The sequence below is a fragment of the Chryseobacterium camelliae genome, from assembly GCF_002770595.1.
Lineage (GTDB): Bacteria > Bacteroidota > Bacteroidia > Flavobacteriales > Weeksellaceae > Chryseobacterium > Chryseobacterium camelliae.
Map to the genome: position 1 here is coordinate 166,495 of NZ_CP022986.1, position 20,010 is coordinate 186,504.

Sequence of the window (20,010 nt, forward strand, 5' to 3'; positions counted from 1 at the left end):
TAAAATTCCCATCTTTTTGATAAAAATAAAAATTCGGAAGAGTTTTTGATAGGGAGCAATATAAAAGAAAAAGAAATTATGAAGAAAATAGTCGTGAGCTGCCTGGTAATAGGAGCAGTTTTTAATGCAAGTGCACAAAATTACTGGAAGAAAAATGCAGGGAAGACAGCCCGGGTGATCCTTACTGATGCTAAAACACAGGAGAAGATGGCCGATAAGGGAGTGGTGAAATTTGTGAAAATGGACCAGCCCAAAGAAACTGATGCCTGTATTTTTGTAGATCCTGACTTTAAATACCAGAAACTGATCGGAATTGGTGGGGCCATTACAGATGCATCTGCGGAGACATTCTATAAAATGCCGAAGAATAAACAGAAAGAAATCATTGATGCTTATTACGGTAAAGACGGACTGGGCTATACAGTTGCCCGTACCAACATGAATTCCTGTGATTTTTCAAGTGATTCGTACACCTATGTCCGGGACAATGATACGTCGCTGAAGTCATTCAATGTGGCCCATGACGAGAAATATAAGATCCCGATGATCAAAGAAGCGCAGAAAGCTGTCGGGAAAGATTTTACATTTTACTTTTCACCCTGGAGCCCTCCGGCATGGATGAAGTCGAACAAAAGCATGCTGAAAGGCGGAAGGCTTGAAAACCAGTTCTACCAGACTTGGGCAGAGTATTATATCAGATTCATCAAAGAATATGAGAAAAGGGGAATCAACGTATGGGGATTAACCGTTCAGAATGAGCCGATGGCTACACAGACGTGGGAATCCTGCATTTATACGGCGGAAGAAGAAGGGCAGTTCCTCAGAAACAACCTCGGGCCTACGCTCTGGAAGAACGGATATAAAGATAAGAAAGTCATGATCTGGGACCATAACCGTGACCTGATCTACCAGAGAGCCACTACTACACTGAGTGATCCGGAAACATCCAAATACGCTTCTGGGATCGGCTACCACTGGTACGAGACCTGGAATAACAAAACCCAGCTTTTTGATAACCTTCTGGAAACCCAGCGCGCATTCCCGGATAAGTTTTTAGCCTTCACGGAAGGATGCAAAGAGCAATTCAGCCTCGATAAAATTTACGAAGTAAGCCTGGGCGAGCTGTATGGTAAAAATATGATCAATGATTTCAATAAAGGTACCGCACTATGGACGGACTGGAATGTACTGCTGGATGAAACCGGCGGGCCGAACCATGTCGGGAATTTCTGTTTTGCGCCTATTATTGCTGATACCAAAACCGGAGAAGTGCATTATACCTATGAATATTATTACATCGGGCATGTGTCCAAATTTGTAAAACCTGCTGCACGCAGGATCGGGACTTCGTCCAACAGGGCTGCGCTGACCTCAACGACATTCATGAATGAAAACGGACAGCTCGTGACGGTCATCATGAATGATTCCGATACGGATATCCAGGCCAACCTTTGGATCGAAGGCATGGCTGCCGCACTACCGGCGCCGGCCCATTCCATTCAGACCATATTGTTATAACGAATACAACAAAACTTCATATTAACAGTTATTTTTTGCGGTATCGGCGGCACTGAAAGTGCCGCCGATACTTTTTTGCTGTATTCCGGAAAACAAAAAAACCGGAAAGTTCAACTTTCCGGCCTGTATATTTTGGATCAGTGATCACTTATTCGACATCATATTTGCTGATTACCTTCTGGGTAACGCCTGAGCTGCTGAAGCCTCCGTCGTGGAACAGGTTCTGCATCGTTACTTTTTTCGTCAGGTCTGAGAATAAAGTTACACAGTAATTCGCACAGTCAAGAGCCGTAGCATTCCCAAGCGGTGACATATCTTCTGCATATCCAAGGAATCCTCCGAATCCTTTTACACCGCTTCCTGCAGTGGTAGGGGTAGGAGACTGGGAAACAGTATTAACCCGTACTTTTCTTTCTCCCCAGTAGTTTCCGAATGTTCTCGCAATACTTTCAAGATAGGCTTTGTTATCAGACATATCATTATAATCCGGGAATGTTCTCTGGGCAGCAATATAGCTTAACGCCAGGATGCTTCCCCATTCATTCATACAGTCTTTCTCCCATGCCACACGCATTACTTTGTGGAAAGAAACCGCTGAAACGTCCCAGCCTTTTTCTAACCAGTCGTAGTTCATTTCCGTATAATGTTTGCCCTTTCTTACGTTAACAGACATTCCTATAGAGTGAAGGATAAAATCGATCTTACCGAATTTGGCAACCGCAGCATCAAAAAGTTTTTCCAGATCTTCAATAGAAGTTGCATCAGCTCCGATAATATCTGAGCCTGTTTTTTCTGCAAGAGCATTCAGTTCTCCCATTCTCATGGCGATAGGTGCGTTGGATAAGATAAATTCTGCACCCTCTTCATGACATCTCTCTGCCACTTTCCATGCGATAGACTGTTCATTAAGCGCTCCGAAAATAATTCCTTTTTTGCCTTTAAGTAAACCGTATGACATATTTTCTAATGTTTATTAGGTACAAATGTAGCGATATTTGTGTTTACAGCATAATAAAAAACGGAGCCTCTTATAAAAAGGCTCCGTTTTTTTTGAAAATATTTATAAAACTGAAATTAATTGGTTTTTTTGTTCCATTCTGCCTTTACATCTTCTGCGGCATCTTTGGTTTTTTCCCATGCATCATTGGCTTTGTCTTTGATGTTTTCCCATGCATCGGAAGCATTATCTTTTACTTTATCGAACCAGTCTTCCTGACTTGCCTCCTGATCGTTGGCTCTTTTTTCGTTGATATAATCTTTTGCTCTGTCAGCTAAATCCTCAACTTTCCATTTTGTGTTGTCCGCAGCATTTTTCAAAGAATTTTCTGTTTTGTCTACTGCGTTTTCTGCTTTGTTATAATCTGAATTGTTCATAATAAATATATTTGTGTATTATATTCTGAAATAAACAATAACCGTTCCTAAAAATGTGGTACTCTGTTAAAATTTTCATAATATTTTTTGATCCTGTTGAATCTTTATCTGAACAGATATTTCTTAGAATAGCAATCCAAAACTTCATTGCTTATATCCGGTTCCGGATCTTCTACCTGTATCATACAGATCAGTTAAGTTCATCCAGGCTGATCAGGCTGACGGGTTTTAATAAAAAAAAATCATCCATAATACTATGAATGATTTTAATCTGTCACCTGTTTGGCAGCCCTGTTATGAAATGATCCTGTCCAGTACCCAGGTAATCAGCCTTTTTTCAGAAGCATGGTGATCCGCGGAAAACTCGCCTCTTCTCCTGTTGGCGATGACGTTATTCACTGTAATGGCTTTATGGCCCAATAATTTGGATAAAGCGTAAATGGCAGAGGTCTCCATTTCAAAATTGGTCACTCCGAGGTCGTTCAGTGTTTCGAGAAACTGGTCATCAAGTGCCTTCAGGCGAAGCTGCCTTCCCTGCGGAGCATAAAATCCGGGGAACGTAGCCGTATTTCCATGGTATGCAGCATCTTTGTACAGGTTTCCCAGTTCTTCAGACCATTCGGAGAAGTACAGCATCGGCTTGATACTCGGATACGGGAATTTTTCCATGAATTTTTTTGAGAATTCATTGTCAAACCGGTAGTCCTGATAAAAATGCATCAGTCCGTCAAGGCCCACTACATTCTGTGTTACCAGCATATTGTCAACCTGAACGTCAGGGTTTACACTGCCGCAGGTTCCCATCCTGAATAGCTGCAGTGAAGAATGCTCTGCCTTGAATTCTTTATGTTTAAGATCGATATTGACTAAGGCATCCAGCTCATTCATGACAATATCAATATTCTCCGTCCCGATACCTGTGGACATCACGGTGATCCTTTCACCACGTAAAGTTCCGGTATGGGTATAAAATTCCCTTTTGTTTTTTCTGATCTCTACCGAATCAAAGTAGGCCGAAACTTTGGGTACCCGGTCCGGATCTCCTACAAGGATAATTTTTTCAGCAATATCTTCCGGGAGAAGATTGAGGTGGTAAACGCTTCCGTCATCATTCAGAACAAGCTCTGAAGCAGCAAGTTTATTTAGCATATATTATATATTATTTGTGGTGAGGCATTCATAAGGTAAGAACCTCAGATTATCCGCCGACTCTTTTTGTTTTAAATCCCATATCCTTCAGGATCTCCATGATTTTGTCACGGTTATCGCCCTGAATAACGATGATCCCGTCTTTTTCCGAACCTCCGATTCCCAGTGTGGTCTTGATTTTCTTTGAAATCTTTTTGAGTTCCTCTTCACTGCCTTCCCAGCCTTCAATCAGGGTTACGGGCTTGCCGTTCCTGCCTTTCTTTTCAAATTTGCATACCAGAGGTTCTTTCTGCCTGAATTGTTCTTCCGGCATTGTAAAGTCCTGTTCCTCATGTTCAGGAAAGAGGTTTTTCAGTTGATCTCGTAAGTCCATGAAGCAAAATTAAAAATAATATTCTGTAAAACGGATCCGGCAGAAGATAAAAGTTGCCACAGAACAAAACTTTTACCTTATCACAAGAGTGTGTAATATTTTATTAATTTTGATTGTTGTATCATCAACACACTCTTATGAGTTAAAAAAATAACTTCTTTTTAGCAGCTGCGGTACTGTTCATTTCTGCATCTGTATATGCACAGAAAGGATTTTCTACGGATCCCCTGCAGACTGTTTTCGAAACCGGAGATACCAAGAGGTTCTGGCAGGCTTTCGACAGCATGCCGGCCTCATCCGGTAATCCGTTTACTGAATACGTCAATGAAGGGTCACCGGGAGTAAAGGGATTTATTCTCTACAGGATCATCAATGCAGATTCATTGTATATAACTGTAAAAAACAATCAGGAAAAATATTTGAAAAGCAGGAATGTACTTACCGGAATCGGGGCCAAAGAAAAAAGGACTAAATCAATTTATGCGGCTATGAAGTACTGGTACCCGAAAGCAACATTTCCGCCGGTATATTTTGTCTATGGAAGATTGACTTCGGGCGGGACAGTATCCGGTGACGGGATCATCATCGGTACTGAAATGCTTAAAGACCTGGATGGCATTACAGCGCTGATCGCACATGAGCTCATCCATTTTCAGCAGGATGTCAAAGGAATAACTCTCTGCTTAAACAATCGCTTGTTGAAGGCGGCGCAGATTTTATCGGAGAGCTGATTTCGAGTGAAAACATCAATTCTGATAAATACAGGTATGGAGATGCCCATGCGGAACAGCTGTACCGGGAATTTGTCAGCAGGCTGAAAGATGAAAAGTTAGAAGACTGGCTCTATGGGACGAGCAAAAAAGATGACCGGCCCAATGACCTGGGATACTGGATAGGCTATAAAATAACAGAGGCTTATTTCAACAGGCAGAATGACAAACACAAAGCGGTTAACGATATCCTTCATATGAAAGATCCGCTGGTATTTCTCAGAGAGAGCGGGTTTTTAGATTCTTATATCCAGGATTACACACATTCAGGAAGCAATATATTTGATGATTTTTTCAAAGAATATTCAGATGAGACCTATCCGGTACAAATTACAGTGAAGGTTCCGAAGCCGGATGATGAGGTCTATATTACCGGCAATCAGCCGGAACTGGGCAGCTGGAACCCTTCAATGGTGAAAATGCACCGGAAAAAGCTTACGAGAGAACCATCAACATCAGGGTCCATCTTCCTGCCCAATTTAAGTTTACCGGTGGTAGCTGGAGCAGGGAGGCAGAGGTAAAAGGCATAAGCACCTGGCTGAACATCAAAGTAGACAGTATCAGGTCCAAAAACCTTCAGTATCAGGTGGTCAGCTGGAAATGATTTCTTGCAATCATATATTTAGAGAATAATTTAATCAAAATTTAAGAACCGCTGATTCTTAAATTCATCTAAAATTGAATAAATTTGTGTTATAAAGTTTATACAAAATGTCGAAAAAAGCAATATTAGCCATCCTTGACGGATGGGGGCTGGGCACCAATCCTGATGTTTCAGCTCTGGATAAAGCCAATACACCATTCATAGACAGCTGTTACCAGAAATTTCCGCATACGACTCTTGAAGCCAGCGGCCTAGCAGTAGGACTGCCTGTAGGGCAGATGGGAAATTCAGAAGTAGGGCATATGAACCTGGGAGCGGGCAGGGTGGTATACCAGAACCTCGTAAAACTGAATATGGCCGTGGAAAACGGCACTTTGGGACAGGAAAAAGCCATTCAGGATGCTTTTGAATACGCAATGAGAGAAAATAAAAAGGTACACTTCATCGGATTGGTTTCCGATGGCGGTGTGCATTCGCATATCAACCATTTGAAAGGATTGCTTACGGCAGCAAAAGCCTTTGGTTTTAAAGAAAACGTCTATGTGCATGCCTTTACAGACGGCAGGGACTGTGATCCGCATTCAGCAGTTGGTTTTATCCAGGATCTGGAAAAACATATGGAAACCACTGTCGGAAGGCTGGCAACCGTGGTCGGAAGGTATTATGCCATGGACCGGGATAAAAGATGGGAGCGTGTCAAGCTGGCTTATGATGCGCTTGTGGAAGGCGTAGGATTGCAGACAACCGATGCCATTGCAGCCATCCAGGCTTCTTATAAGGATAATGTAACCGATGAATTCATAAAGCCGATCATCCTTACCAAAACAACAGCCATAGGCAATATTGTGCCGATGGCGAAAATTGATGACAATGATGTGGTGATCTGCTTCAACTTCCGTACAGACCGAGGGCGTGAAATTACCGAAGTGCTTTCCCAGCAGGATTTTCCGGAGTATTTCATGAGGAAACTGCCTTTGTACTATGTGACTTTAACCAATTATGACAAGACATTCAAAGATGTTCACGTGGTATTTGACGAAGAAGTGCTGAAAGATACCATGGGAGAAGTGCTGGAAAGAAACGGCAGAAGCCAGATCCGTATTGCGGAAACTGAAAAATATCCGCATGTTACCTTTTTCTTTTCCGGAGGACGTGAAGAGGAATTTGAAGGCGAGCGCAGGCTGTTATGCCCAAGCCCGAAAGATGTGCCTACCTATGATCTGAAACCTGAAATGTCTGCTTATGACATTACCAATGCCATCATTCCTGAAATTGAGCACGGAACAGCTGATTTTATCTGTCTGAACTTTGCCAATACGGATATGGTGGGGCATACCGGTGTTTTCTCAGCAGCGGTAAAAGCAGCGGAAACCGTAGATGAATGCATCGGGAAAGTAGCTACAGCTGCCTATGAAAACGGGTACGCCGTTTTCATCCTTGCCGATCACGGAAATTCTGATGTGATGATCAATCCGGACGGAACACCGAACACCCAGCATTCCACTAACCTTGTGCCGTTCATCGTGATGGATAAAGACCATACCTGGAACCTGAAACCAGGTAAACTGGGAGATGTGGCTCCTACCATTCTCAACGTTATGGGAGTGGAGATCCCGGCTGTCATGACAGGAGACATATTAGTCAGCTAGACCAACAATATAATCCGAAAAATACCGTTATTTAAACCATAACGGTATTTTTTTATGATGAATATCACAGGAATGCTTGTTATGCTTACAATAATAAGTTATATCTTTGTCAATTAAATCTAAATAGTAATAATGTATCAGCAGCTAGTAAGGAAAGAAGTAATGGGGATGTTGGAAAAGGAAGTAGGTTCTTTTCTTGAGAAATTTTTGACGCCCATTGAGAAAATATGGCAGCCTTCCGATTACCTTCCAGACCCGTCAAGTGCAGATTTTAAATATGACCTGGAAGAAATACAGACTTTCGCCAGGGAAATGCCTTATGATCTTTTTGTAACCCTGATCGGTGACTGTATTACCGAAGAGGCACTACCTTCGTATGAATCCTGGCTGATGGGCGTAGACGGAGTGAACCAGGAAGAAAAAGTAGGCTGGGTAAACTGGGTAAGAGCCTGGACCGCTGAAGAAAACAGACACGGTGATTTACTGAACAAATATTTGTACCTGTGCGGCAGAGTGAATATGAGAGAGGTGGAAATCACTACTCAATATCTTATTAATGACGGTTTCGATCTCGGTACAAGCATGGATCCGTACAGGAACTTTGTATACACCAGTTTCCAGGAAACTGCCACCAATATTTCGCACAGAAGGGTAGGAACTCTTGCCAAACAGTCCGGAAACGGAAAGCTGGCTAAAATGTGCGGGGTGATTGCTGCTGATGAAGCACGTCACGCAAAAGCCTACAAATATTTTGTGGAAAAAATCCTTGAAATAGATCCTTCTGAAATGATTCTTGCCTTTGAAGACATGATGCGTAAGAAAATCGTGATGCCGGCTCACCTGATGAGACAGTCCGGGCAGAAAGCCGGAGAGCTTTGGGGACATTTCTCTGATGCTGCACAGCGTTGCATGGTCTATACGGGACAGGATTACATCAACATTCTGAAAGACCTGCTGGACGAGTGGAAAATTGAGCACGTGAAAGGGCTGACGGAAAAAGCGGAAAAAGCACAGGAATACCTGATGAAGCTTCCCGGAAGACTGCAGAAGATTACCGACAGGGTATCTACTCCGGATCTTCAGTTCCAGTTCAGCTGGGTGAAAAGCTAATTCCCGTACAAGTAAATAATAAAACTGAGAGTGCCCATATATACATGGCACTCTTTTTTTGTATCTTTGCCCATCTAAATCATAATCGAAATGATGAACAATAAGAAAATCGCCGTAGACTTTGACGGAACCATTGTTGATGATGCCTATCCCGCGATCGGCAAGCCGAAAATTTTCGCTTTTGAAACATTGAAGAGATTACAGTCTGAAGGATACCGCCTGATCCTGTGGACCTATAGGCACGGGAAGACCCTTGATGAGGCCGTAGAATTCTGCAGAAAGAACGGTGTTGAATTTTATGCCGTGAACTCAAGCTTTGAAGGGGAAGTATTCGATTGTGAAACCCAGTCCAGAAAACTGGATGCAGACTGGTTCATTGATGACAGGAACCTTGGTGGTTTCCCTGGTTGGGGCGAGATTTACAATATCATTCAGGACAGGATAGAATTCCGTGTGGAAGGAAAAGAGGTCCTGGCATATTCCAAACTTAAAAAAGAAAAGAAAAAAGGATTGTTCTGGTAAGAATGATCTGACTATGGATCAGCGTAACAGGATATCAGATTTTTAATCTGTTATTGTTGCACTGCCATATTGATAAATTGTCACATTATTTATGATTCATTTAAAAACGATAGACGAACTTCGTCTGATGAAGCAGAGTGCCCATCTGGTATCCCGTACGCTGGGTATGCTGGCCAAAGAAATAAAACCTGGCATCACCACGTTGCATTTGGATAAATTAGCCTACGAATTCATTAAGGACAATGGCGGAGAGCCTGCTTTCCTGGGGTACGGAGGATTTCCCAATTCATTATGTATTTCCCCGAATGAGCAGGTCGTACACGGGTTTCCCAATAAGGAAGAGGTAAAAGAAGGCGATGTACTTTCCGTGGACTGTGGGGCTATACTCAATGGCTTTGTAGGCGATCACGCCTATACCTTTGAGATCGGTGAAGTGAAGCCTGAAGTGAAAAAACTCCTTCAGGTAACCAAGGAATCTTTATATAAAGGTATTGAGCAGTGTGTCCGGGGAAAAAGGATAGGAGATATCTCCCATGCCATCCAGTCATATTGTGAAGGCCATGGATACGGAGTAGTAAGGGAGCTGGTAGGCCACGGGCTGGGCAGGAAGATGCATGAAGATCCACAGGTTCCCAATTACGGAAGGCAGGGAAGCGGGAAAGTCATCAAAGACGGACTTGCCATTGCCATTGAACCGATGATCAATATGGGAACGGAAAAAGTAAAATTCCACAGTGACGGCTGGACCGTTACGACGCTGGATAACCAGACGTCTGCCCATTTTGAACATGATGTGGCCGTTATCAATGGAAAACCGGTGTTGTTATCTACATTCAAATACATCTATGAGGCTTTGGGAATCGAAAGCGATGAGGAAAAGCCTTTCCAACTGGATTTTTAATGAAAAAGTTAACCAGGCTACTGCTGAATAAAATTCCCCGACCGATGCTGATCAAAATGAGCATCTGGGCAAGGCCGATCATTTACCGCCTTTTCCAGGGAAATGAATTTTATGATCCTATTGATGGTAGGTCCTACCGGAAATTCCTGCCTTACGGATATGGAAAGCAAAGGGAAAACGCCCTTTCTCCCGGTACCCTGAGCCTGGAAAGGCACCGGCAGATGTGGCTGTACCTTCAGAATGAAACAGATTTTTTCATCAGAAACCATAAAGTACTCCATATTGCGCCTGAACAGGAATTTCTCAGGAAATTCAAAAGGATGCGTAACCTGAACTATATTTCGGCAGACCTGTATTCGCCGATCGTGGATGTAAAAGCAGATATCCTGGATCTTCCTTTTGAAGATAACAGCTTTGATATCATTTTCTGCAATCATGTACTGGAACACATTCAGGATGATGCAAAAGCCATGAGTGAACTGTACCGTGTGATGCGTCCCGGCGGATGGGGGATTTTTCAGGTTCCGATGAAGAATACTCTGGAAAAAACCTATGAGGATTTCACCATTACGGATCCTAAGGAACGGCAGAAGCATTTCGGGCAGTATGACCATGTCCGCTGGTACGGGATGGACTATTTCGACCGGCTCAGGAAAGCAGGATTCAAAACAGAACCCAATTATTACTCCCAGAAATTCTCAGCAGAGGAAATCAGGAAATATGGATTGAGGCATAGCGAAATCCTTCCTGTAGTATATAAAAATAAAACGTCTTCTTACTGAAGACGTTTTTTATTTTTAGCTGCTTGTATATTATTCCCTGATAAAAGTATACGGCATATAAGCATCTATTGTTATGATATATTGTCCCTTCTGAAGGTATCCGGTCTCAAGCTGTATCCTTTCACCGGCACTTTTGGATTCAGAAACCAGTTTCCCCGAAGCATCATAAATCCTAACATTAAGATTCTTTTGAATGCCTTCTATCGTCAGACTCTCTTTTACCGGATTAGGGTAGGCTCTGAATATTTTGTTCTGAGTTTTGATGTCCGTTGTTCCAAGGGTAAAGCTATTGTAGGAAATTGTATTTCCTGACGGAGCTGTTATAGTCAGCATTTTCCCGCTTCCGTACTGTATAACCTGATAAGAATAAACGGTTCCGGCAGGAGTATTTTCGAACATATCACAATTTTTCTGGTCATAACTGTTCACAGCCACCTGGTTAGTTCCCATATAATATGCCAGTGTGCAGCCTGAACCGTTTTTGGAAAAGGTATTGGTCCCGGGGATAAAAGTAATGGATGCCGGTGCCGAATTGAAATACCTGGAATTAAAGATGTAATTATTCCCGCTGCCGTTAGCCGAAAAGGAAGATGCTCCCACGCCTACATCCATGGCCGGAGTATTGGTGGATTGTCCGTTCACAGTAATATTGGAAATGTACCAGCTGGCAGAGGTAAGATCAGGAGTCTGGGCTTGGGATAATACGCCTATCATCATCAAAAATAAAGCTTTTTTCATAGGGATAATTTTTCCAAATATAGTGAAAAAAACATCTTGTTGCTTAATTTGAAACTGCTTTTAATCCTATGACGGAACCGATTAGCGTAATGATAAAAAAGATCCTCCAGAAACTCACCGGATCTTTAAAAAAGAAAATGCCCATCAAAACCGTTCCCACTGCTCCGATTCCCGTCCATACTGCATAAGCAGTACCGATGGGCAGCGTCTGGGTAGCTTTGATCAGCAAGAGCATACTGATCGTTAATGAAATCAGGAAGCCTGCAAACCAGCAGTACATTTCACTTCCGGAAGTTTCCTTTACTTTGGCCAGGCATGAAGCAAAAGCCACTTCAAACAATCCGGCAATGACTAAAATCAACCAGTTCATAATTTAATTTTCAGGCAAAGTTCAGGATTTTAGCGGCAATATTATTTTACAATTGTTAAAAAACAACCTATCTACCTATCTTACTCATCTGTAGAATTCCTAAACCCTAGCACTCTCCACTCTCTCACCCTCAAACTCTCAAACCCTCAGACATTCTCACTCTATACCTCATTTCATCTCCGCCCTGATCCTGCTCAGCGTCACCTGGCTGATCCCGAGATACGAAGCGATATGCCCAAGCTGCACGCGCTGTAACAGATCCGGCTTATCCTGCATCAGATCCCTGTAGCATTCGGCAGCGGTTTTAAACTGCCTGGATAGGATCATTTCTTCCGTTTTCACCAGTTCTTTTTCGGCAAATCTTCTGCCCCAGTTGGCCATATGGATGTCATCCTCATACAATTTTTTCAGCCGGTCTGTTTCTATACGATATAAGCTGCAGTCTTCCAGGAGCTCTATATGTTCATAGCCTGGCCGGTCTTCCACATAGCTTTTCATGGAAACCACCGGATCTCCCTCTTTGCCGAACCAGAATGTAATATCCCGGTCTTCTGTTGCGGCGTAGGCACGTACCATTCCTTTTTTGATAAAATAGACATAGGGAACAACTTTATTGCCTTCCATCAGTACAAAATTTTTGGGATATGAAACTTCAGCAACAGCTTTTGCCAGCCTGACTTTAGATTGTTCAGGAAGAAAATAAATCCGGTCCAGGATTTCTTCAATATCCATAATTTTTTATTTAAGTCAAAAATAGAGTTTTACGATAGAATACTATGTTCTTTGCTATATGATTGTAGCTAAATAAAGGAATTGTTAAAAATATTTGGATAAACGTTTAACCTAAATATAATACGGGTCAGGGGAATTTTGTAAAGTTCTTTGCAATATATGAACATACTTCTTACTATATCTGTGTTTATATATATGTAAATCAGTATATTATAATTATATTTCTGTTTTAAATAAAAAGCTGCGAAAATACATTTATTTTAGGAATCTGCAAAAAAATGTATGTATTGTTTTATTACCAATTTATGAAATATTTTTGCCCACTTGACTTCCCCAAATGAAAAGAGCGTCCATTAAAGATATAGCAAAACTGGCCGGTGTTTCCGTGGCAACGGTTTCTTATGTCCTGAATAAAAAGGAAGGGAGCAGGATAGGAGAGGCGACCAGGGAAAAAATTTTGGAAATTGCTGAAACGATTAACTATATTCCCAACAAAATGGCCCGAAGCCTGAAAACGAATAAGAGCAAACTGATCGGATTGATCGTAGCTGATATTTCCAACGATTTTTATTCCGGAATGGCCAGATATATAGAAGACGAAGCCATGAAACTGGGCTATACACTCCTGATCGGCAGCTCAGATGAAAATCCCGCAAAATTTAAAAAGCTGACGGAACTTTTTTCGGAGCAGCAGGTGGACGGAATGATCATCGCACCGGTAATGAATTCGGATGAGACCGTACAGAAGCTGATCAATGATCAGTTCCCGGTTGTCACTGTAGACCGTTATCTTACCCATACAGCGGTTGCCGGGGTGCGGGTTAACAATGATGAGGTTTCGGAAGAGGTATGCCGGTTCCTTGCAGGTAAAAAATTTAAGGAGATCGCGTACGTAGGATACGATACCCGTTTGCCTCATCTGCTCGACAGGCAGCAGGGATTCGAGCAGCAAAGTGAAAAAGAAAAAGTGCAGATACAGAAAATTTTGGTGGGATTAGACAATATTGCCGGCGAAGTACACCAGGGCCTGGATCTGTATTTTCAAAACAGCAACAACAGAAAGGCTGTCTATTTTTCAAGCAATAAGCTTGCTGTGGCAGGACTGGCCTATTTTATACAGAAAAATATACGGGTACCGGAAGATGTTTCCGTTATTGCATTTGATGAAACAGATGCCTATTCGCTTTTTCCTGTTGAAATAGATTATATTCAGCAGCCGCTGGATGAAATGGCGAAAACAGCCGTAAAATTGCTCGATGATCAGATCAATGGTCAGCCTTCACGAAAAAGCATGATTTTTCCGGCCCGCTTAATTCATAAAAAATCAGTACAATAAAATTTTTTTAATACTAAACTTAAACGTTTAACCTATGATAGAACAGAAACCATATGTCGTTTGTTTCGGAGAAGTGCTCTGGGACATCTTTCCTCAGGGATCGAGGGCAGGAGGAGCTCCTTTTAATGCTGCATACAATATCTATAAAAACGGAATTGATGCCACGGTACTCAGCAGGGTAGGGAATGATGCTCTCGGCGAAAAGCTGCTGAAACAGATCAGCGGCTGGAATATGACCACCGATTTTATCCAGAATGATACAGATCACCCGACCAGTACCGTTATTGCCAGTATAGATGAGCACAACGAAGCCAGTTATGAGATCGTTAACCATGTAGCCTGGGATTATATTGATTTCCTTCCTGAGCACAAGAAGCTTATCTCAGAGGCAGGAGCTTTTGTTTTCGGGAGCCTTTCAGCCAGGAATGAAAAAACAAGAAATACATTGTTCCGGCTTCTGGAGCATGCAAAGCTTAAGATTTTCGATGTGAATTTCAGGCCGCCTTTCATCGATATTACCGTTGTTAAAGAACTGTTGCACCGCGCAGATATTGTTAAGATGAACAAAGCGGAAATGAGGAAGATCATGCAGTTCCTCAGCGAGGAGTTTGAAAGTGAGGATGAAAGTGCATCTTACCTGCAGGAACATTTCAATATCCATGAAATCATTCTGACCAAAGGAAGCAAGGGCGCCAGGTACTTTAAAGGCAACAGGAATTACGGTTTTCCGGCGGTTCCCGTAACGATCACCGACACGGTAGGCAGCGGCGATGCTTTCCTGGCCGGATTTATATCCAAAAGAATCCGGAATGCAGGTCCCGAAGAGATCATGAATGAAGCGACTGCACTCGGCGCATTCATCACCTCCAAGCCAGGGGCTTGTCCTGATTATGAAACTGAAGAATTTCAGAAGTTTAAGGCATCAAACAACCTGTTAACCTAAAGGCTCATCCTATGAACTCAGCTAAATTTACCGAAAAAAAGTATGTGATCGTACTCGCGTTCGTTACTTCCCTTTTCTTTTTCTGGGCCATTGCCCTTACGATGGGAGATGTCCTGAACAAACACTTTCAGAATGTGCTTCATATTTCAAAATCGAAATCAGGGCTGGTACAGCTGTCGATTTTCGGTGCCTATGCCCTGATGGGTATTCCGGCAGGATATTTCATGAAGAGATTCGGATACAAGATGGGAGTGATCCTAGGACTGGTATTGTTTGCAGGCGGATGCTTCCTGTTTGTTCCTGCGGCCAACCACGCTTCATTTGATTTCTTCAGAATTGCCCTGTTCATCCTGGCCCTCGGGATGGCTACGCTTGAAACGGTAGCCCACCCTTTCGTCGCCGCCCTTGGAAATGAAAAGACCAGTGACCAGAGGGTTAATTTTGCACAGTCATTCAACGGTCTCGGTGCTATCGTAGGACCCCTTTTAGGAGGTGTGTTCATTTTCGGAGGAGCAGGTGACGACCGTTCATTGGATTCTGTGAAAAGCCTGTATACCTGTATCGGGATTGTTATCCTTCTCCTGGCCGTTACGTTTTCATTGATAAAAGTACCGAGCCTTAAAGATCCCCACGCTGAAGAGGCAGAATTGCTGGACCATGCCGCAGGTAATGATGCTGGTGCATCTGAAAGCAATCCTGATGCCCCTTTATGGAAACAGAGGCATTTTATCTGGGCCGTTATCGCGCAGTTCTTCAATATTGCGGCACAGGGCGGTACATGGGCTTTCTTTATCAATTACGGTGTAGAAAAAATGCACCTTCAGGAAACCCAGGCATCGTATTACTTTTCTTTAAGCATGGCGATGATGATGATCGGAAGGTTCATCGGGACATTCCTGATGCGGTATATTGCACCCAACAAGTTACTGGCTATTTTTACGGCCTGTAACATTGTCCTGTGCCTGGTCATTTCCCAGAGCTTCGGATGGGTATCGTTTATCAGCCTCATCATGCTGAATTTATTCCTGAGCGTTATGTACCCGACTATTTTCAGCCTTGGTCTTAAGAGGCTTGGCAACAAAGTCCAGCAGGCCTCCTCGTTCCTGGTGATGGCCATGTTCGGAGGTGCTGTTTTCCCGCCGTTGATGGGACATATTGCCGAAACTGATGTAGCGCATGCCTACCTGCTGCCGATCATCTGTTATGTCATCATTATCCTGTTTGCTTTAAAATATTACCGTCCCAAAACTTTAAAGTAATCCAATGAAACATATCACGCTGAAAGGCTGCCTGGCAATCGTATTGCTGATCAGCCAGGTTACATATGCCCAGATTGTTATTACCAATAAGAAGTTTTCTTTCGGAACAACTGGAAGAATTGGCGCAGGATACTCGCCTAATGCAGATGGCAAAACGGGACGCCAGCTAAACCTGAACAATCAGGGCTCTCTGGGCGGAAGGATGGATCAGGGCGATTATGTGGATTTTCTGCCTGCCTTCCATTTCACGCCGGTAGTCGGAGGTGACAGTTCCCGAAGTACAAAAATTGACATGCAGGCGAGGTTAAGCTTTTATTCCGGAGGAACATTTCTCGGAAATGTGGATACCAAGTCCAACCAGGGAATGATCGTGGCTTTGCCCGAAGCTTTCGTAGAAGCCAGGAATATTATGGGAAGCGACTGGGATGTATGGGCAGGTTCCAGATGGCTGAGATATGATGACATCCACATTGCCGATTATTTTTATTTTGATGACCATTCGGCGACAGGCTGGGGAGTAAAGCATAAAAATACACGGTTTTCCATGTTCTTCCCGGCAGTGATCGATACGGCATCGAGCAATTCAACACCGTATTCTTACACCAATATCATCAGTGGTGCCAAAAACCTGATCTACCGGCAACGGGAAGTTTTTGTGCTGGAACATACGATCCCGTTCAAAAATAACAGCCTGAAACTGATGGCCGAATTCCATCACGTGGATGAAACCGGAAAAAATGCCGTAGAACAGTATCCGGCGGATAACGGATGGGTGATCGGTGCGAAGCTCAATACAGGAATAAAAACTGTTCTTCCCGGTTCTTTCAATCAGTTTTCCGTGCGTTACGGCACCGGAATCGCCAATGGCGGCGATAACGGAAATACCCAGACCTGGAGGACTTACGGAGCTCCGGATGCACAGACCCAAACCTACAAAGGAGCCTATTCGTTTACTGCAGTCGAACATGTGCTGTTCAATATCTCAAACCGCTGGTCGCTGAACGGATATGCTGTTTTTACGACCAGCAAAGGAGGATCGGATAGTAATAATAAAGCTGTTGATTATTATAAAAGGGAGATCTTCAATAAAAAATCCGAATTCAATACCGGTGTCAGGGCAACGTACTACTTTAACAACTGGTTCCATATCCTCACTGAACTGCATTACGGAGTCAGGAAAAACGGCACCAAGGATCCGGCTTCCATGGTGAAGCTTGTGCTGGCTCCAACTATTGTTCCTACGGCTGAAAGAAGCGTCTGGGCCAGGCCGCACATCAGGCTGATCGCCGAGCTTTCCCGATACAACAACGAAGCGATGAATACCCTTTATTCACCGTTCCTTCAACATTCCGGCGCTAAGAGATACGGAACCTACCTGGGCGTAAGGACAGAATGGTGGGTGTTTTAGCAAACAGTAAATAACTAAACCCAAAAATGAAATAGTATGAATATACAATTCGGAGCTTCACTGCTCTCCTGGATCACACCGGTATGGACGCCTGAAGCCGGAAAATACGCGATAGAAAAAACAGCCCATGCAGGATTTGACCTGATCGAAATCCTGCTTCCGCCTTCCATGGATTTCAATGCAGTGGAAGTCAAAAAACAACTTGATCAGCATGGTCTGAATGTAGTCTGTTCCCTGAACCTCCCGAAAGAAGCCCATATTGCTTTTTATCCTGAAAACGCAGAACGCCTGATGAAAAAAGCCGTTGACATCACAGCAGCACTTGATTCCGATCTGTTGGGCGGAGTATTGCACGGAGGCATCGGTGTTTTTTCAGGAAATCCGCTCACGGACCAGGAAGCTCGGATCATTACCGAAGTCTGGAGTCATGTGGCAGATTATGCCCGTGAAAAAGGGGTGGATATCGCCATTGAACCCATTAACCGGTATGAAAGCTATGTCTGCAATACCGCGCAGAATGTCCTGGACCTGATCAAGGCTACCGGGAAAGACAATCTCTTTGTCCATCTGGATACCTTTCACATGAATATTGAGGAGAACAATTTTTACGATCCCATTATGAAAGCAGGAACCAGGCTGAAACATATCCACATGACCGAATCGCACCGCGGAATGCTGGGCGAAGGTACCGTCAACTGGAATGAACTGTTCAGTGCATTGAAAGCCATTGATTTTACCGGAAATCTGGTGCTTGAAAACTTTTCATCATCCGTTCCGGGCATGCAGCAGATGGTTTCCTTGTGGCAGGAATCTCCATATGATGCGGATGAGCTTGCAGCAGGCAGCCTGGAATTTATGAAATCACACGGCCTGTAGTTTTTACCCGGAAAACCGGACTTATTTCAGGAGACCAATTTTGTTTTTACTAACTTTGCAGCTCACAATATAATTTTTTATGCACAAAGCAGGATTTGTAAATATAGTGGGTAAGCCCAATGCCGGAAAATCTACCTTGCTCAACCAGTTGATGGGGGAGAAGCTGGCTATTGTTACACAGAAGGCCCAGACCACAAGACACAGGATTTTCGGGATTTATAATGAGGAGGATCTGCAGATCGTATTTTCTGATACACCGGGAGTGCTGGACCCGAAATACGGGCTTCAGGAAAAGATGATGGATTTTGTAAAAGATTCTTTGCAGGATGCTGATGTATTCCTTTTTATCGTTGATGTTACAGATAAAGCGGAGCCTTCGGAATTCCTGATTGAAAAGCTTAACAAGATCCCCGTGCCCGTGCTGCTCCTGCTTAATAAAGTGGATCAGACCGATCAGGAAGGTCTTGAAAAGCTGGTTGAAGAATGGCATAACAGGATTCCAAAGGCAGAAATCCTTCCTATATCAGCCCTGAATGCCTTCAATACGGATGTCATCCTTCCCAAGCTGAAATCCATGCTTCCTGAAAACCCGCCTTATTATGACAAAGACCAGTATACCGATAAGCCGGAACGGTTCTTCGTGAATGAAGCGATCCGTGAGAAAATCCTTCTGAATTATGAAAAGGAGATTCCTTATTCCGTGGAGGTAGTGACCGAGCAGTTTAAAGAAAAGGAAGGCATCATCTTTATCGATTCCATTATTTATGTTGAAAGAGATACACAGAAAGGCATTATCATCGGCCATAAGGGAGAAGCGATCAAGAAAGTAGGGACTGAGGCAAGAATAGACCTTGAAAAATTCTTCAATAAAAAAATTCATCTGAACCTTTTTGTAAAAGTGAAAAAAGACTGGCGGAAAAACGACCGTGATCTAAAGAATTTCGGCTACCGGTAGACTAAACCGGCTGATATCCCGTTCTGATAAAAGATTTTTCGTTATCTTTAATCAAATTTTAGCTTAATGAACTCTTTAAACACGGCAAACTCCAATTCAGTTGTAAAGGATATTGTATTATTGGCAGTGAGGGTATTTATCGGCTTTGCTATGCTCTCGCATGGATTCCCAAAACTCCAGATGCTTATTGAAGGTAAAACCGACTTCTATAATTTTCTGGGCATGGGACCGCAGATTACTTTAGTGCTTACGGTTTTTGCAGAGTTTGTGTGTTCCATCCTGCTTATTCTGGGACTGTTTTCCAGGATCGCACTGGGGTTTCTGATTTTTACCATGACCATTGCCGGATTCGTGATACACTTAAATGAGCCTTTTGAAAGACAGGAGATGAGCCTGGTTTATCTCTCGATCTATCTGATGCTTCTGGTATTCGGGGTCGGTAAGTTTTCAGTAGACCATTTGATCGAAAAAAGAAAAAGAGCCAATGACTGGTAATCAGTTCAACCATAATACAGGCAGCAGGAAATCCCTGCTGCTTTTTTTATGTTTTAAAGAAAAGAAAGTTTGAGGATTAATTTAATTACTTCCATATGTTTTATTTCCGGTTTGATTCCAGACAGTAATACACAGTGTTTAAACCC

At 43.0% G+C, this 20,010-nt stretch carries 22 protein-coding genes and 1 pseudogene; 16 read left to right on the top strand and 7 right to left on the bottom strand.

The window, feature by feature from the left end; genetic code table 11:
* Positions 1 to 78 precede the first annotated feature (78 nt).
* The gene (locus CGB83_RS00765; protein ID WP_100077436.1) at positions 79 to 1,518 is read left to right on the top strand and encodes a glycoside hydrolase family 30 protein; all 1,440 of its coding nucleotides are present in this window, start codon (positions 79 to 81) and stop codon (positions 1,516 to 1,518) included.
* Positions 1,519 to 1,666: 148 nt separating this feature from the next.
* Here the strand turns inward: CGB83_RS00765 and CGB83_RS00770 are convergent, their stop codons facing one another.
* From CGB83_RS00770 to CGB83_RS00790, 4 genes are all read right to left on the bottom strand, one after another.
* Positions 1,667 to 2,476, bottom strand: a complete 810-nt coding sequence (locus CGB83_RS00770; RefSeq protein WP_100074051.1) for an enoyl-ACP reductase FabI — start codon at positions 2,474 to 2,476, stop codon at positions 1,667 to 1,669.
* A 116-nt stretch (positions 2,477 to 2,592) separates the two neighbouring features.
* On the bottom strand, positions 2,593 to 2,892 hold the full coding sequence (locus CGB83_RS00775; RefSeq protein WP_100074052.1) for a hypothetical protein: 300 nt from the start codon (positions 2,890 to 2,892) through the stop codon (positions 2,593 to 2,595).
* Positions 2,893 to 3,186: 294 nt separating this feature from the next.
* Positions 3,187 to 4,041 carry a nucleoside phosphorylase gene (locus CGB83_RS00785; protein ID WP_100074054.1) on the bottom strand — a complete coding sequence of 285 codons (855 nt, stop codon included), beginning with the start codon at positions 4,039 to 4,041 and terminating at the stop codon, positions 3,187 to 3,189.
* A gap of 49 nt (positions 4,042 to 4,090) precedes the next feature.
* Positions 4,091 to 4,414, bottom strand: a complete 324-nt coding sequence (locus tag CGB83_RS00790; RefSeq protein ID WP_100074055.1) for a translation initiation factor — start codon at positions 4,412 to 4,414, stop codon at positions 4,091 to 4,093.
* Positions 4,415 to 4,698: 284 nt separating this feature from the next.
* Here CGB83_RS00790 and CGB83_RS00795 point away from each other — a divergent pair, with 284 nt between their 5' ends.
* The 8 genes and pseudogenes from CGB83_RS00795 to CGB83_RS00830 all read left to right on the top strand — a co-directional run bounded on the left by CGB83_RS00795 (position 4,699) and on the right by CGB83_RS00830 (position 10,752).
* Entirely contained in the window at positions 4,699 to 5,145 is a 447-nt protein-coding gene (locus tag CGB83_RS00795; RefSeq protein ID WP_100074056.1) for a hypothetical protein, read from the top strand.
* Positions 5,145 to 5,300 (top strand): annotated as a pseudogene (locus tag CGB83_RS20685) (DUF2268 domain-containing putative Zn-dependent protease); the annotation flags it as partial. The gene CGB83_RS00795 and the pseudogene CGB83_RS20685, both read left to right, overlap by 1 nt.
* Positions 5,301 to 5,381: 81 nt before the next feature.
* Complete coding sequence (locus CGB83_RS00805) at positions 5,382 to 5,705, top strand: carbohydrate-binding module family 20 domain-containing protein (protein ID WP_100074057.1); 324 nt, start codon at positions 5,382 to 5,384, stop codon at positions 5,703 to 5,705.
* A gap of 190 nt (positions 5,706 to 5,895) precedes the next feature.
* Complete coding sequence (gpmI, locus tag CGB83_RS00810) at positions 5,896 to 7,437, top strand: 2,3-bisphosphoglycerate-independent phosphoglycerate mutase (protein ID WP_100074058.1); 1,542 nt, start codon at positions 5,896 to 5,898, stop codon at positions 7,435 to 7,437.
* Between the two features lie 132 nt (positions 7,438 to 7,569).
* Positions 7,570 to 8,547 (top strand): acyl-ACP desaturase, encoded by a 978-nt coding sequence (locus CGB83_RS00815; protein WP_100074059.1) that lies wholly within the window; start codon positions 7,570 to 7,572, stop codon positions 8,545 to 8,547.
* 90 nt (positions 8,548 to 8,637) lie between these two features.
* Positions 8,638 to 9,069 (top strand): BT0820 family HAD-type phosphatase, encoded by a 432-nt coding sequence (locus CGB83_RS00820; RefSeq protein ID WP_100074060.1) that lies wholly within the window; start codon positions 8,638 to 8,640, stop codon positions 9,067 to 9,069.
* Positions 9,070 to 9,160: 91 nt separating this feature from the next.
* Complete coding sequence (gene map, locus CGB83_RS00825) at positions 9,161 to 9,970, top strand: type I methionyl aminopeptidase (protein ID WP_100074061.1); 810 nt, start codon at positions 9,161 to 9,163, stop codon at positions 9,968 to 9,970.
* Positions 9,970 to 10,752, top strand: a complete 783-nt coding sequence (locus CGB83_RS00830) for a class I SAM-dependent methyltransferase (RefSeq protein WP_100074062.1) — start codon at positions 9,970 to 9,972, stop codon at positions 10,750 to 10,752. Before map ends, CGB83_RS00830 begins: the two co-directional genes overlap by 1 nt.
* A 30-nt stretch (positions 10,753 to 10,782) precedes the next feature.
* Here CGB83_RS00830 and CGB83_RS00835 read toward each other — a convergent pair whose 3' ends face one another.
* The 3 genes from CGB83_RS00835 to CGB83_RS00845 form a co-directional block, all read right to left on the bottom strand.
* The gene (locus tag CGB83_RS00835) at positions 10,783 to 11,490 is read right to left on the bottom strand and encodes a T9SS type A sorting domain-containing protein (protein WP_100074063.1); all 708 of its coding nucleotides are present in this window, start codon (positions 11,488 to 11,490) and stop codon (positions 10,783 to 10,785) included.
* A gap of 43 nt (positions 11,491 to 11,533) precedes the next feature.
* On the bottom strand, positions 11,534 to 11,860 hold the full coding sequence (locus CGB83_RS00840; protein WP_100074064.1) for a DMT family transporter: 327 nt from the start codon (positions 11,858 to 11,860) through the stop codon (positions 11,534 to 11,536).
* 168 nt (positions 11,861 to 12,028) lie between these two features.
* On the bottom strand, positions 12,029 to 12,592 hold the full coding sequence (locus CGB83_RS00845) for a Crp/Fnr family transcriptional regulator (protein ID WP_100074065.1): 564 nt from the start codon (positions 12,590 to 12,592) through the stop codon (positions 12,029 to 12,031).
* Between the two features lie 337 nt (positions 12,593 to 12,929).
* Between CGB83_RS00845 and CGB83_RS00850 the strand changes: the two genes are divergently transcribed.
* From CGB83_RS00850 to CGB83_RS00880, 7 genes are all read left to right on the top strand, one after another.
* A complete protein-coding gene (locus tag CGB83_RS00850) occupies positions 12,930 to 13,928 on the top strand; it encodes a LacI family DNA-binding transcriptional regulator (protein WP_100074066.1) in 999 nt (332 codons plus the stop codon).
* A 34-nt stretch (positions 13,929 to 13,962) separates the two neighbouring features.
* On the top strand, positions 13,963 to 14,871 hold the full coding sequence (locus tag CGB83_RS00855) for a carbohydrate kinase family protein (protein WP_100074067.1): 909 nt from the start codon (positions 13,963 to 13,965) through the stop codon (positions 14,869 to 14,871).
* A gap of 11 nt (positions 14,872 to 14,882) precedes the next feature.
* Complete coding sequence (fucP, locus tag CGB83_RS00860; protein ID WP_100074068.1) at positions 14,883 to 16,130, top strand: L-fucose:H+ symporter permease; 1,248 nt, start codon at positions 14,883 to 14,885, stop codon at positions 16,128 to 16,130.
* A gap of 4 nt (positions 16,131 to 16,134) precedes the next feature.
* Positions 16,135 to 17,538 (top strand): carbohydrate porin, encoded by a 1,404-nt coding sequence (locus CGB83_RS00865; RefSeq protein WP_100074069.1) that lies wholly within the window; start codon positions 16,135 to 16,137, stop codon positions 17,536 to 17,538.
* A gap of 36 nt (positions 17,539 to 17,574) precedes the next feature.
* Positions 17,575 to 18,414 (top strand): sugar phosphate isomerase/epimerase family protein, encoded by an 840-nt coding sequence (locus CGB83_RS00870; RefSeq protein ID WP_100074070.1) that lies wholly within the window; start codon positions 17,575 to 17,577, stop codon positions 18,412 to 18,414.
* A gap of 79 nt (positions 18,415 to 18,493) precedes the next feature.
* Positions 18,494 to 19,369 (top strand): GTPase Era, encoded by an 876-nt coding sequence (gene era / locus CGB83_RS00875; protein ID WP_100074071.1) that lies wholly within the window; start codon positions 18,494 to 18,496, stop codon positions 19,367 to 19,369.
* A gap of 66 nt (positions 19,370 to 19,435) precedes the next feature.
* Positions 19,436 to 19,864: a DoxX family protein gene (locus CGB83_RS00880; RefSeq protein WP_100074072.1), complete on the top strand. Its 429-nt coding sequence runs from the start codon at positions 19,436 to 19,438 to the stop codon at positions 19,862 to 19,864.
* Positions 19,865 to 20,010: the final 146 nt, after the last annotated feature.

Excerpts from the sequence above, each read along its gene's own strand:
- CGB83_RS00765 (WP_100077436.1), top strand. The coding sequence starts at position 79 with ATGAAGAAAATAGTCGTGAGCTGCCTGGTAATAGGAGCAGTTTTTAAT.
- CGB83_RS00770 (WP_100074051.1), bottom strand. The coding sequence starts at position 2,476 with ATGTCATACGGTTTACTTAAAGGCAAAAAAGGAATTATTTTCGGAGCG.
- CGB83_RS00775 (WP_100074052.1), bottom strand. The coding sequence starts at position 2,892 with ATGAACAATTCAGATTATAACAAAGCAGAAAACGCAGTAGACAAAACA.
- CGB83_RS00785 (WP_100074054.1), bottom strand. The coding sequence starts at position 4,041 with ATGCTAAATAAACTTGCTGCTTCAGAGCTTGTTCTGAATGATGACGGA.
- CGB83_RS00790 (WP_100074055.1), bottom strand. The coding sequence starts at position 4,414 with ATGGACTTACGAGATCAACTGAAAAACCTCTTTCCTGAACATGAGGAA.
- CGB83_RS00795 (WP_100074056.1), top strand. The coding sequence starts at position 4,699 with ATGCCGGCCTCATCCGGTAATCCGTTTACTGAATACGTCAATGAAGGG.
- CGB83_RS00805 (WP_100074057.1), top strand. The coding sequence starts at position 5,382 with ATGAAAGATCCGCTGGTATTTCTCAGAGAGAGCGGGTTTTTAGATTCT.
- gpmI (WP_100074058.1), top strand. The coding sequence starts at position 5,896 with ATGTCGAAAAAAGCAATATTAGCCATCCTTGACGGATGGGGGCTGGGC.
- CGB83_RS00815 (WP_100074059.1), top strand. The coding sequence starts at position 7,570 with ATGTATCAGCAGCTAGTAAGGAAAGAAGTAATGGGGATGTTGGAAAAG.
- CGB83_RS00820 (WP_100074060.1), top strand. The coding sequence starts at position 8,638 with ATGATGAACAATAAGAAAATCGCCGTAGACTTTGACGGAACCATTGTT.
- map (WP_100074061.1), top strand. The coding sequence starts at position 9,161 with ATGATTCATTTAAAAACGATAGACGAACTTCGTCTGATGAAGCAGAGT.
- CGB83_RS00830 (WP_100074062.1), top strand. The coding sequence starts at position 9,970 with ATGAAAAAGTTAACCAGGCTACTGCTGAATAAAATTCCCCGACCGATG.
- CGB83_RS00835 (WP_100074063.1), bottom strand. The coding sequence starts at position 11,490 with ATGAAAAAAGCTTTATTTTTGATGATGATAGGCGTATTATCCCAAGCC.
- CGB83_RS00840 (WP_100074064.1), bottom strand. The coding sequence starts at position 11,860 with ATGAACTGGTTGATTTTAGTCATTGCCGGATTGTTTGAAGTGGCTTTT.
- CGB83_RS00845 (WP_100074065.1), bottom strand. The coding sequence starts at position 12,592 with ATGGATATTGAAGAAATCCTGGACCGGATTTATTTTCTTCCTGAACAA.
- CGB83_RS00850 (WP_100074066.1), top strand. The coding sequence starts at position 12,930 with ATGAAAAGAGCGTCCATTAAAGATATAGCAAAACTGGCCGGTGTTTCC.
- CGB83_RS00855 (WP_100074067.1), top strand. The coding sequence starts at position 13,963 with ATGATAGAACAGAAACCATATGTCGTTTGTTTCGGAGAAGTGCTCTGG.
- fucP (WP_100074068.1), top strand. The coding sequence starts at position 14,883 with ATGAACTCAGCTAAATTTACCGAAAAAAAGTATGTGATCGTACTCGCG.
- CGB83_RS00865 (WP_100074069.1), top strand. The coding sequence starts at position 16,135 with ATGAAACATATCACGCTGAAAGGCTGCCTGGCAATCGTATTGCTGATC.
- CGB83_RS00870 (WP_100074070.1), top strand. The coding sequence starts at position 17,575 with ATGAATATACAATTCGGAGCTTCACTGCTCTCCTGGATCACACCGGTA.
- era (WP_100074071.1), top strand. The coding sequence starts at position 18,494 with ATGCACAAAGCAGGATTTGTAAATATAGTGGGTAAGCCCAATGCCGGA.
- CGB83_RS00880 (WP_100074072.1), top strand. The coding sequence starts at position 19,436 with ATGAACTCTTTAAACACGGCAAACTCCAATTCAGTTGTAAAGGATATT.